Below are 13,808 nucleotides of genomic sequence, written 5' to 3'. Positions count from 1 at the left end.
GAGCGATGACCCGATCCGCTGTCGAGGACGTGTGGCCGCTGTCGCCGCTGCAGGAGGGCCTGCTGTTCCACGCCGCCTTCGATCAGGAGGGCCCCGACGTCTACCAGGGCCAGCGGCTGCTGGAACTGGTCGGCCCCGTGGACCCGGAGAGGCTGCGGGCGTCGTGGGAGGCGCTGCTGGAGCGGCACGCCGCGCTGCGCGCGAGCTTCCGGCGGCGCAAGTCGGGCGAGGCGGTGCAGGTCATCGCGCGGGACGTGGCGCTGCCGTGGGAGGTGGCCGACGTCTCCGACCGGCCGGAGGCCGACGCGCTCGCCGAGGCCGGGCGGCTGGCGGCCCGGGCACGGGCGGAGCGGTTCGACCCGGCCGCCGCGCCGCTGCTGCGGCTGCTCCTCGTCCGCCTCGGCGCCGAGCGCCACCGGCTGGTCGTCACCAGCCACCACGTGCTCATGGACGGCTGGTCGATGCCGGTGCTGCTCGGCGAGCTGTCGGCGGTGTACGCGGCGGGTGCTGACACGCGCGGGCTGCCGCCGGTCACGTCGTACCGCGAGTATCTGGCGTGGCTGCGGCGCCAGGACAAGGACGCCGCGCGGGCCGCCTGGCGTGCGGAGCTGGCGGGGGCCGACGCGCCGACGCTCGTGGCACCAGCGGACCCCGGCCGGCTGCCCGTGGCGCCGGAGAGCCTGATCGCCGAGATCCCGCAGGAGCTGTACGTGGGCCTGGTCGCGCTCGCGCGCGCCCGCGGTCTGACGCTCAACACCGTCGTGCAGGGCGCGTGGGCGCTGGTGCTGGCGCGGCTTGCGGGCCGTACGGACGTGGTGTTCGGCGCCACCGCCTCCGGCCGGCCGCCGGAGCTGCCGGGCGTCGAGTCGATGGTCGGCCTGTTCATCAACACCCTGCCGGTGCGCGTCAGGCTCGACGGCGCGCAGCCGGTGGCCGACATGCTCGCCGCCCTCCAGGACCGGCAGTCCGCGCTCGTCGCACACCAGCATCTGGGCCTGCCCGAGGTGCAGCGGATCGCCGGATCCGGCGGCGTCTTCGACACGATCGTCGTCTACGAGAACTACCCCCTGCCGCCCGAAGGGGCCCCCGACCCCGGCATGTTCGCCCTGCGCGTGGCAGGCGGCCAGGAGGCGGCGCACTACCCGCTGACGCTCGTCGCCGCCCCCGGCGAGCAGATGAGCTTCAAGCTCGACTACCGCTCCGACCTGTTCGACCGGGCCGCGGCCCGGGCCGTCTTCGAGCGGCTGGTGCGCGTCCTGGAGCAGATCGCCGCGGATCCGGCGGCGCCCGTGGGCCGGATCGACATGGCCGCCGCCGCGGACCGGGCGCGCGTGGTGGGGGAGTGGAACGCCACGGGGGCGCCGCTGCCCGCCCCCTCCGTGCCGGAGCTGTTCACCGCGCACGCCGTACGGTCGCCGGACGCGCCCGCCGTGACCGACGGGCCGCGGACGCTGTCGTACGGAGAACTGGACGCCGCCTCCGCGCGGTTCGCGGCGCATCTGGCGGACACCGGGGTGCGCCGCGGGGACCGGGTCGCGGTCGTCATGGAGCGGTCGGCGGACCTGCTCGTGGCGCTGCTCGGCGTGTGGAAGGCCGGCGCCGCGTATGTGCCGGTGGACCCCGGCTACCCCGCGGAGCGGGTCGCGTTCCTGCTGGCCGACTCCGCCCCCGCGGCCGTGGTGTGCACCCGGGAGACGCGGGCGGCGGTGCCCGGCGACGCCGCCGCGGTGCTCGTCGTCCTCGACGACCCGCCGACCGCGGCCGCCCTCGCCGCCCGCCCTACCGCCGCCTCCGTGCCGGTGGGCGCCGCCGACGCGGCGTACGTGATGTACACCTCCGGCTCGACGGGGACGCCCAAGGGCGTGGCCGTGCCGCACGGCGCCGTCGTGGTGCTGGCCGGTGAGAGCGGCTGGGCTGCCGGGCCGGGCGAGGCGGTGCTGATGCACGCGCCGCACGCGTTCGACATCTCGCTGTACGAGGTGTGGGTGCCGCTCGCCGCCGGCGGCCGGGTCGTGATCGCCGAGCCGGGCGTGGTCGACGCGGAGCGGGTGCGGCGGGCCGTGGTCGCTGCGGGGGTGAGCAGACTGCACGTCACCGCCGGGCTGTTCCGGGTGCTCGCCGAGGAGGCCCCGGAGTGCTTCGCCGGCCTGCGCGAAGTGCTCACCGGCGGCGACGTGGTGTCGGCCGCGGCGGTCGCGCGCGTCCGTGAGGCGTGCCCCGACCTCTCCGTACGGCATCTGTACGGGCCCACCGAGATCACGCTCTGCGCGACGTGGCACGCGCTGGGCCCCGGCGACACGGCGGGCGCCGTGCTGCCCATCGGCCGGCCGATGGCCAACAGGCGGGTGTACGTGCTGGACGCGTTCCTGCAGCCGGTGCCCCCCGGCGTCGTCGGCGAGCTGTACGTCGCCGGACCCGGCCTCGCCCGCGGCTACCTGGGGCGCGCGGCACTGACCGCCGAGCGGTTCGTGGCCTGCCCGTTCGACACGGGCGGGCGGATGTACCGCACGGGGGACCTCGCGCGCTGGACGGACGACGGGCTGCTGCACTTCGCGGGCCGCGCCGACGAGCAGGTGAAGATCCGCGGCTACCGGGTGGAGCTGGGCGAGGTGGAGTCCGTCCTCGCCGTCCACGAGGACGTCGCGCAGGCGGTGGTCGTGGCGCGCGAGGACCGGCCGGGCGAGAAGCGGCTCATCGGCTACGTCGTGCCGGACGGCCGGCCCGTCGAGGCGGAGCAACTGCGCGGGCACGTCGCCGCCGTCCTGCCGGAGTACATGGTTCCGGCCGCGGTGGTGGTGCTCGACGAGCTGCCGCTGACGGTCAACGGCAAGGTCGACTGGGCGGCGCTGCCCGCCCCCGGCTTCGCCGGGCGCGCGACCGGCCGGGCGCCCGCGGGCGCGGCGGAGGAGGCGCTGTGCACGTTGTTCGCCGAGGTGCTGGGGCTGGAGCGGGCCGGTGCGGACGACGACTTCTTCGCGCTGGGCGGCGACTCCATCACCTCGATGCAGCTCGCCTCCCGCGCCCGGCGCGCGGGATACGTGCTGACGCCGCGGCAGGTCTTCGAGGAGAAGACCCCGGAGCGCCTCGCCCTGATCGCCGGCTCTGCGCGCCCCCGGTCCGCGGTACGGGACGACGGCGTGGGCGAGGTGCCGTGGACGCCGGTCATGCGGCGGCTGGGCGTAGGGGCCGCGGCGCCCGGGTTCGCGCAGTGGACGGTCGCGGGCGCACCCGCGGGCCTGGGGCTCGCGGCGCTGACCGGCGGGCTGGACGCGGTGCTCGACGCGCACGACATGCTCCGGGCCCGTACCGACCTGGCGGACGCGGCACACCCGCGGCTGACGGTCGGCAAGCGCGGCTCGGTCGACCCGGTCGCGCTCGTCACCCGTATCGACGCGTCGGACGCGGACGACCCCGACGGCGGCGGTCTCGACGCGCTCGCGGAGCGCGAAGCCCGCGCCGCGGCCGGGCGGCTGGATCCGGCGGCCGGGGTCATGATCCAGGTCGTCTGGCTGGACGCGGGGCCCGTCCGGATCGGTCGGATCGCGCTGGTGGTCCATCACCTCGTGGTCGACGGGGTGTCGTGGCGGATTCTGCTGCCGGACCTGCGGGCCGCGTGCGAGGCGGTGGGGGAGGGGCGGAAGCCGGAGCTGGAGCCGGTCGCGACGTCGTTCCGGCGCTGGTCGCGGGAGCTGGCGGCGCAGGCCGGGCAGCCGGAGCGGACGGCGGAGGCCGCCGCCTGGGCCGACCTGCTCGGCGCGCCCGAGCCGCCGCTCGGCACGCGCGCGCTCGACCCGGCGCGCGACACCGCGGCGACCCTGCGCACGCGCACATGGACCGTGCCCGCCGCGCAGGCCGAGACGCTGACGGGCCACACCCCGGTCGCCTTCCACACCGGCGTCCACGAGGTGCTGCTCGCCACGCTGGCGGGGGCGGTCGCGGGGTGGCGGCCGGGTGCGTACGACGGCGTGCTCGTGGACATCGAGGGGCACGGGCGCGAACCGGTCGGGGATGCCGATCTCGCACGTACGGTGGGCTGGTTCACCAGCGCCCGGCCCGTGCGGGCTTCGGTCTCGGGCATCGACCTCGACGGCGTACGCAACGGCGATCCGGCGGCGGGTGCGCTGCTGAAGGCCGTGAAGGAGCAGGCGCGCGCCGTCCCCGGGGACGGCCTCGGCTACGAACTGCTGCGCTACCTCAACCCCGGGACGGCCGACGCGATGGCCGCGCTGCCGCAGCCGCAGATCGGCTTCAACTACCTCGGCCGCTTCGCCTCCGGCGGCCCCTCGGGTCCCGCCGGTGCCTGGCAGCTCGCCGGCGACACCGCCGTCGGCGGCTCCGTCGACCCGGGCCTGCCGCTGGCGCACGCCCTGGAGGCGAGCGCCGCCGTCCGGGACACGGCGGCCGGGCCCGAGCTGAGCATCACCCTGTCGTGGGCCGGCGGGCTGCTGGCCGACGCGGACGCCGAACGCCTGGGCGCCGCCTGGCTGGAACTGCTGGCCGGGCTCGCCGTCCACACCGCGGACCCGGCGGCCGGCGGGCACACCCCCTCCGACTTCCCGCTCCTGACCCTCACCCAGGAGGCCGTCGAGGAACTGGAGGCGGCCGTGCCCGCGCCGGCGGACATCTGGCCGCTGTCGCCCCTCCAGGAAGGCATGCTCTTCCACGCCACCTACGACGACGACAGCCCGGACGTCTACAAGAGCCAGCGCGTCCTGGCCCTCGACGGGCCCCTGGACACCCGGCGCCTGCGCGCCGCCTGGGAGACCGTCCTCGCCCGCCACACCGCGCTGCGCGCGAGCTTCCACCGGCTGGCCGCGTCGGGAGAGGCGGTGCAGGTCGTCGAGCGTGACGTGCCGCTGCCCTGGCGAACAGCGGATCTGTCGGGGACGGACACCGGCGTGCCCGAAGCGGTGGAACGGCTGGCGGCGGAGGAACTGCGGCAGCCGATGGACCTGGGCCGGGCACCGCTGCTGCGGTTCCTGCTGATCCGCCTCGGCGACCGCGCGCACCGGATGGTCATCACCAGCCACCACATCCTGGCCGACGGCTGGTCGATGCCGGTCGTCTTCAACGAGGTCGCCGAGGTGTACGCGGCCGGGGGCACCGACTCCGGTCGCAAACCCGCCGCCTCGTACGGCGACTACCTGGCGTGGCTGCGCCGGCAGGACAAGGACGCGGCGCGGGAGGCGTGGCGGGCGGAGCTGGCGGGAGTGGACGAGCCGACGCTGATCGTGCCCGCCGACCCGGGGCGCGAACCCGTCGTGCCGGAGGAGTGCCTGGTCGGGCTCACGGACGAGGCGACGGCTGCGCTGGGGGTGTGGGCGCGTGGGCGTGGGCTGACGGTCAACACGGTGGTGCAGGGGGCGTGGGCGTTGGTGTTGGCGCGGTTGGTGCGTCGTTCGGATGTGGTGTTCGGTGCGACGGTGGCGGGGCGTCCGGCGGAGTTGCCGGGTGTCGAGGCGATGGTGGGGTTGTTCATCAACACGTTGCCGGTGCGGGTGCGCCTGGACGGCGGGCAGCGGGTGGCGGATCTGCTGGCGGACTTGCAGCGGCGGCAGTCGGCGCTGATGGGGCACCAGCACCTGGGTCTCCAGGAGATCCAGGAACTCGCCGGAGCGGGCGCGACCTTCGACACGATGCTGATGTTCGAGAACTACCCGCGGAACGACCTGGAGCTGCCCGGGACCGGACCCGCGGACGACACCATCGGCATCACCCAGGTACGCAGCATGGCCGGCACGCACTACCCGCTGGCCATCGGCGTGGTACCGGCGGACCGGCTGCACGTACGGGTGACGTATCGACCGGATCTTTTCGGGGCGGACGAGGCGGAGGCGCTGGCGCGGCGGTTGGTGCGGGTGCTGGAGCAGGTGGTGGCGGAACCAGAGGTGCGGGTCGGAGACGTGGAGGTGCTGGACGTCCGCGAGCGTGCGGCGGTGGTGTCGAAATGGAACGCCACGCGCCTTGCCGTGCCCGCGGGTTCGGTGCTGGACCGGTTCGAGGAGCGGGTGCGGCAGGCGCCGGAGGCGGTCGCCGTGCGCTGCGGGGCAGAGGTGTTGTCGTACGCAGGGCTGGACGCGCGGGCGAATCGGCTGGGGCGGTATCTCCAGCGGCTGGGTGTGGGCCGGGAGTCGCGGGTGGGGCTGTGCTTGCCGCGTGGTGTGGAGATGGTCGCGGGGATGCTCGCGGTGTGGAAGGCCGGGGGCGCGTATGTGCCGCTTGACCCCGCCTATCCGGCGGAGCGGTTGGCTTTCATGGTCGCCGACAGCGGTGCGCAGGTGGTGCTGAGCACCGGAGACCTGGCACCCGAGGGCGCGGTGCGGCTGGACGAGACCGCGGGGGAGATCTCGGCGGAGTCGGCGGAACCCTTGGGTACGACGATCCAGCCGGAGCAACTCGCGTATGTGATCTATACGTCGGGATCGACGGGCCGCCCGAAGGGGGTGGCGGTTCCGCATGATGGTGCGGCGAACCTGGCGGAGGCGATGCGTGCGGTCCTTGGTGTTGCCGAGGGTGTGACGGTGTTGCAGTTCGCGTCGTTCAGCTTCGATGCCGCGGTGCTGGATGTCGCGGTCACGCTGGCGGCGGGTGGCACGTTGGCGGTTGCGACGGGTGAGGAGCGCGAAGAGCCTGCGGCGCTGGCGGAGATGATCCGCAGTTCGGGTGTCTCGGTGGCCAGCGTGGTGCCGTCCCTCATGAGCGTCCTCGACCCGGCCACGGTCACGGGTGTGCGGAACTGGGTGCTCGGCGCCGAACTGCTGACCGCGGACCTGGCGTCCCGCTGGACCGGGCAGGCGCGGGTGTGGAACACGTACGGCCCGACCGAGGCCAGCGTGATCACGACCGCCACCCTGCTGGATTCGGGTATCGAGCCGCACGATGCGCCTCCGGCCATCGGCCGGCCGATCGGTAACGCCCGTACCTACGTGCTGGATGACTTCCTCCGGCCCGTACCTCCGGGAATCACCGGCGAGTTGTACATCGCCGGCCCGGGCCTGGCTCGCGGTTACATCGGCCGCGGCGGGCTGACCGCCGAACGCTTCGTCGCCTGCCCCTTCGAGCCGGGCGTGCGCATGTACCGTTCGGGTGACCTGGCCCGGTGGTCCGACGACGGGCTGCTGCACTTCGCCGGCCGCGCCGACGAGCAGGTCAAGATCCGCGGCTTCCGTATCGAACCGGGCGAGATCGAAGCCGTCCTCGCCGCCGATCCCGACGTGTCGCACGCCGCCGTGGTCGTACGCGAAGACCGCCCCGGCGACAAACGCCTCGTCGCCTACGTCGTCGGCGACGTCGACACCGACGCCGTACGCGAACTCGCCGCCACCCGACTGCCCGAGCACATGGTGCCGGCTGTCGTCGTGGTTCTCGACGCGCTGCCGCTGACGCCCAACGGCAAGACCGACCGCGCCGCGCTCCCCGCACCCGACCTCGGCGAGCGGGCGACCGGTCGCGCGCCCGAAGGCGCGGCGGAGGAGACGCTGTGCGCACTCTTCGCCGACGTCCTCTCGCTCAAGCGGGTCGGCGCGGACGACGACTTCTTTGCTCTCGGCGGTGACTCCATCACCTCCATGCAGCTCGCCTCCCGCGCCCGTCGCGAAGGGCTCGTGCTCACGCCGCGGCAGGTCTTCGAGCAGCGGACCCCCGAGCGGCTGGCCGTCGTCGCCGGTGCCGCCAGGACCGCTCTTCCGGCCCCCGCCCACGCCCGGGACACCGGCGAGGTGCCGTGGACGCCGGCGATGCGGGCGCAGGGCGTACGGGCGGCGGACGCCGACTTCGCTCAGTGGATGGTCGTCGGCGCGCCCGCGTCTCTCACCCGCCCCGTACTGACCGGCGGCCTCGGCGCCCTGCTCGATACGCACGCCATGCTCCGCGCCCGTGCCGACGTCTCGGATCCGGCGAATCCCCGCCTCGTCGTCCCGGAACGGGGCGCCGTCGACCCGGCCCGTCTCGTCACCCGTATCGACGCCACCGGCACGACCGACCTCGACGCCCTGGCCGCCCCCGAAGCCCGCACCGCCGTTGCCCGACTCGACCCCGCCAGCGGGGCGATGCTGCACGTCGTCTGGCTGGACGCCGGGCCGTCCCGGGTCGGCCGGCTGGTCCTCGTCGTCCACCACCTCGTGGTCGACGGCATGTCCTGGCGGATCCTCCTCCCCGACCTCCAATCCGCCTGCGCTGAGGTCGCCGACAACCGGCAACCCGACCTCGACCCCGTCCCCACCCCCTTCAGGCACTGGGCACGCGAACTCGTCGCCCAGGCGGCGAGCAGTCACCGCACCGCCGAACTCCAGCCCTGGACCGACCTCCTCGGCACCCCCGAACCGTCCCTCGGCCACCGCCCCCTCGACCCCGTCGCCGACACCGCCGCCACTCAGCGCCGCCGGGAGTGGACCGTGCCCTCCGCTCAGGCCGCCGTCGTCGCCGGGCGGGTGCCGGCCGCGTTCCACACCGGGGTGCACGAGGTGCTGCTCGCCACCCTCGCGGGGGCCGTCGTCCACTGGCGCGCCGACACGACCGACCACGGCGTGCTCGTCGACATCGAAGGGCACGGCCGCGGGTCGGACGGGGGCGTGGACCTGTCGCGCACGGTGGGCTGGTTCACCAGCTCCCACCCGGTGCGCGTCGATGTCTCCGGGGTACGCCTCGATGACGTCCTTGCCGGGGGCGCCGCCGCCGGCGGGCTGCTGAAGTCCGTGAAGGAGCAGGTCCGGGCGATCCCCGGCGACGGCCTCGGGCATGACCTGCTGCGGCATCTCAATCCCGAGACCGCCGACGCCATGGCCGCCGTGCCGCACCCCCAGATCGGCTTCAACTACCTCGGCCGCTTCCCCGCCGCTGCCCCGGCTTCGTCCGTACGCGCCTGGCAGCCCGCCGGCGACACCGCTCTTGGTGGCTCCGTCGCCCCCGATATGCCGGTGGCGCACGGGCTGGAGGCGGGGGCAGTCGTCCAGGACGGGCCCGACGGACCGGAGTTGACGCTGACGCTCACCTGGGCGAGCGGGCTGCTGGACGACGCGGACGCCGACCGGCTGGGCGCCACCTGGCTGCGCATGATCGCCGGGCTCGCCACCCACACCGACGATCCGGCTGCCGGCGGGCACACCCCCTCCGACTTCCCGCTCCTCACCCTCACCCAGGACGCCGTGGCGGAGCTGGAGGCCGCGGTGCCCGCGCTGGCCGACGTGTGGCCGCTGTCGCCGCTGCAGCAAGGGCTGCTGTTCCACGCCGGCTTCGACGACGCGGGACCGGACGTCTACGAGGGCCGCCGCGCCCTCGCGCTCGACGGCCCGCTGGACACCGACCGGTTGCGCGCCGCCTGGGCGACGGTGTTCGACCGGCACCCCATCCTCCGCGCGAGCTTCCACCGGCTCGCGTCGGGCGAGGCGGTGCAGGTCATCGCCCGCGACGTACCGCTGCCCTGGCGCGAGGCCGACCTCTCCGGGCTCGACGCGGCCGACGCGACGCGCGAGTTGCGGCGCCTGACGGAAGAGGACCGGGCCGAGCGCTTCGATCTCGCCAGCGCGCCGCCGCTGCGGTTCCTGCTGGTACGTCTCGGCGAGGACCGGCACCAGCTCCTGGTCAGCAACCACCACATCGTCATGGACGGCTGGTCGCTGCCCCTGCTGATCGGCGAGGTCTCCGCCGCATACGCCGCGGCCGGCGACCGGAGCCGGCTGCCGGCCGTCGCCTCGTACGCCGACTACCTCGGCTGGCTCGCCCGCCAGGACGAGGATGCGGCGCGGGAGGCGTGGCGCGCGGAGCTGGCCGGGGCCGACGAGCCGACGCTCGTCGTGCCGGCGGAGTCGGTGCGGGCGCCGGTGCTGCCGGAGCGGGTGCGCTACGAGTTCGGCGCGGAGCTGTCGGCGGGAGTGGCGGAGCTGGCGCGGACGCACGGGGTGACCGTGAACACCGTGGTGCAGGGCGCGTGGGCGCTGGTGCTGGCGCGGCTCGCGGGCCGGGACGACGTGGTGTTCGGCGCCACCGCCGCGGGCCGCCCGCCGGAGCTGCCGGGCGTGGAGTCGATCATCGGGCTGTTCATCAACACCCTGCCGGTACGCATCCGGCTCGACGGCGCGCAGCCGGTGGCGGACATGCTCGCCGGGCTGCAGGAGCGGCAGGTGGCGCTCATGGCGCACCAGCACATCGGGCTCCAGGAGGTGCAGAAGGCGGCGGGCGCGGGCGGCACGTTCGACACGCTCGTGGTCTTCGAGAACTACCCGGCGCCCGCCGCCGGTTCGTCCGGCCCCGGGGCGCTGACGATCCGCCCCGCGGGCGTCACCGAGGACACCGGCCACTACCCGCTGACGCTGATCGCCGTCCCCGGCGAGCGCATCCAGGGCGACTTCATCTACCGTCCCGACGTCTTCGACCGCGACCGCGCCGAGGACATCCTCGCCTCCTTCGAGCACGTGCTGGCGCAACTCGTCGCCGACCCCGCTGCGCCCGTGGGACGCGTGGCCGCCGTGACCGAGGCGAGCCGGGCGCTGGTGACCGACGAGTGGAACCGCACCGGGGCCCCGCTCCCCGCTGCACCGCTGCCCGAGCTGTTCGGTGCCCAGGTGGGGCGGTCGCCGGAGGCGGTCGCGCTGGTGGCGGGGGACGAGTCGCTGTCGTACGGGGAGTTGGCGGACCGTGCGGGGCGGCTGGCCCGGTATCTCGTGGCGGCGGGCGTGGGGCCCGAGGTCCGGGTGGCGGTGGTGGCGGAGCGGTCGGCGGCCCAGGTCGAGGCGCTGCTTGCGGTGTCGCTGGCCGGGGGCGTCTTCGTGCCCGTGGACCCCGAGTACCCCGCCGAGCGGCTGGCGTTCGTGCTGGGAGACGCCGATCCCGCCGTGGTCCTGTGCACGGCGGCGACGTACGACGTGCTCCCGGACGGCTTCCGGACCGTCGTGCTGGACGACCCGGCGGTGGCCGCCGATGTGGCCACGTACCCCGGCGGGATGCTGCGGGCGGACGAGTGGCGGGGTCCGCTGACGGCCGATCATGCCGCGTACGTCATCTACACCTCCGGCTCCACCGGCACCCCCAAGGGCGTCGTCGTCTCCCACCGCGGCCTGGGCAACCTGGCCCGCGCGCAGATCGACCGCTTCGCGGTCGCCCCGCGGTCGCGGGTCCTGCAGTTCGCGTCGGTGAGCTTCGATGCCGCGGTCTCCGAGCTGTGCATGGCGCTGCTGTCGGGCGCGGCCCTCGTCGTCCCCGCCGCAGGCGAACTGCCGCCGCACGTCTCCCTGGGCGACGCCCTCCGCGCCGCCGGTGCCACCCACGTGACGGTCCCGCCGAGCGTGCCCGCCGTCGCCGACGAGCTGCCGGACACCCTCGAAACCCTCGTCGTCGCCGGTGAGGCGTGCCCGCCCGGGCTGGTCGACCGCTGGTCGCCGGGGCGGCGGATGATCAACGCGTACGGGCCCACCGAGGTCACCGTCTGCGCCGCGATGAGCGCACCGCTGACGCCCGGCACCGACCCCGTGCCCATCGGCGCCCCCATGGCGAACGTCCGCGCGTACGTCCTCGACGCGTTCCTGCAGCCCGTCGCGCCGGGCGTCACCGGCGAGCTGTACGTCGCCGGTCCCGGCCTGGCCCGCGGCTACCGCGGCCGTCCCGGGCTGACCGCGGAGCGGTTCGTGGCGTGCCCGTTCGCGCCCGGCGAGCGGATGTACCGCACCGGCGACCTGGCGCGCTGGACCGGCGGCGGCGAACTGGTCTTCGCCGGCCGGGCCGACGAGCAGGTCAAGGTACGCGGCCACCGCATCGAGCCCGGCGAGATCGAGGCCGCGCTCGGCGCGCACCCGGACGTCGCCCAGGCCGTGGTCGTCGCCCGGCAGGACCGGCCCGGCGAGAGCAGGCTTGTCGCCTACGTCGTCCCCTCAGGCGCGTACGACGACGGCGAACTGCCGTCCGCGCTGCGCGAGTACGTGCGCGAACGGCTGCCCGAGTACATGGTGCCGGCCGCCGTCGTACCCCTGGAGCGGATGCCGCTCACCCCGCACGGCAAGGTGGACCGCGGGGCGCTGCCCGCCCCCGACTTCGCCGGGCTGGTCTCCGCCCGCGAGCCGCGCACGGCGGCGGAGGCGGCGCTGTGCGCGCTGTTCGCCGAGGTGCTGGCGCTGGAGCGGGTCGGGCCCGACGACAGCTTCTTCGCGCTGGGCGGCGACTCCATCACGTCGATGCAGCTCGCCTCCCGCGCCCGGCGCGCGGGGTACGTGCTGACGCCGCGGCAGGTCTTCGAGGAGAAGACCCCGGAGCGGCTGGCGCTGGTCGTGCAGGCGGCGGACGGTGCGGCGGCGGTGGCGGACGTGGGTGTCGGCGAGGTGCCGTGGACGCCGGTCATGCGGCGGCTCGGCGAAGGCGTCGCGGGCGGCCGGTTCGCGCAGTGGACCGTCGTCGGCGCCCCCGCGGACCTCACGGCGGACGTGCTGGCCACGGGGCTCGGCGCGCTGCTCGACACGCACGACATGCTGCGGGCCCGCACCGACCTGTCCGACGCGGCGGACCCCCGGCTCGTCGTCGCCGAGCGCGGTACGTACGACGCCGCGGGGCTGGTGACCCGTATCGACGCCGCGGGCGTGCCCGACGACGGTCTCGACGAGGCGGCCAGCGCCGTGGCCCGCGAGGCGGTCGCGCGGCTGGACCCGGCGGCCGGCGTGATGGCGCAGGCGGTCTGGCTGGACACCGGCCCCGGGCGGGTCGGGCGGGTGGTGCTCGCCGTGCACCACCTCGTGGTCGACGGGGTGTCCTGGCGGATCCTCCTGCCCGACCTCCGGGCCGCGTGCGAGGCCGCGGCCGCGGGGGAGGAGCCCGTACTCGACCCGGTGGCGGTGTCGTTCCGCCGCTGGGCCCGCACGCTCGTGGCCGAGGCCGCGAGCGAGCGGCGGCGGGCGGAGCTGGAGCAGTGGACGGCGCTGCTCGGCGAGCCCGAGCCGCCGCTGGGCCACCGGCCGCTCGACCCGGCCGTCGACACCGCCCCCACGCTGCGCAACCGCTCCTGGACCGTGCCCGCGGCCCAGTCCGCCACGCTCGCCGGCCGCACGCCGGGGGTGTTCCACTGCGGGGTCCACGAGGTGCTGCTCGCCACGCTGGCGGGGGCGGTCGCGGGGTGGCGGCCGGGTGCGTACGACGGCGTGCTCGTGGACATCGAGGGGCACGGCCGCGAGCCCGTCGGCGACCTCGATCTGACGCGGACGGTGGGCTGGTTCACCGGCGTGCACCCGCTGCGGCTGCGGACGTCGGGCATCGACCTCGACGGCGTACGGACCGGCGGTGCCGCGGCCGGCGAGCTGCTGAAGTCCGTCAAGGAGCAGGCGCAGGAGATCCCCGGCGACGGCCTCGGCCACGAGTTGCTGCGCCACCTCAACGCCGAGACGGCGGACGCGATGGCGGCGCTGCCGCGGCCGCAGATCGGCTTCAACTACCTCGGCCGCTTCCCCGCCGCCGGCCCCGCGGGTCCCGTACGGGCCTGGCAGCCGGCCGGCGAGACCGCGGTCGGCGGCTCCGCCGCCGCCGAAATGCCCGTGGCGCACGCGCTGGAGGCGGGCGCCGTCGTGCAGGACGGGCCCGCGGGCCCGGCGCTGACGGTGACCCTGTCGTGGGCCGGCGGGCTGCTGGCCGACGCGGACGCCGAACGCCTGGGCGCCGCCTGGCTGGAACTGCTCGCCGGGCTCGCCGCGCACACCGAGGACCCGGACGCCGGCGGGCACACGCCCTCCGACTTCCCCCTGCTCGACCTCGCCCAGAACCAGATCGAAGAGCTCGAAGCGGCGTTCGCCGACGAGCAGTCCCAGCCGGGCCGACCGGCGCGAAGCCGTTGATGAGGA

The 13,808-nt window shown here is 75.5% G+C and carries 1 protein-coding gene; it reads left to right on the top strand.

Features of this window, described 5'->3' with window-relative positions; translation table 11 throughout:
- Nucleotides 1-5: 5 nt before the first annotated feature.
- On the top strand, nt 6-13,802 hold the full coding sequence (locus tag CXR04_RS02345) for a non-ribosomal peptide synthetase (RefSeq protein WP_101420239.1): 13,797 nt from the start codon (nt 6-8) through the stop codon (nt 13,800-13,802).
- Nucleotides 13,803-13,808 lie beyond the last annotated feature (6 nt).

Origin of the sequence: Streptomyces sp. CMB-StM0423, from assembly GCF_002847285.1 — a bacterium.
Lineage (GTDB): Bacteria > Actinomycetota > Actinomycetes > Streptomycetales > Streptomycetaceae > Streptomyces.
The sequence above is the reverse complement of the archived record's forward strand: the minus strand, read 5'-3'. Positions and strand labels throughout refer to the sequence as shown.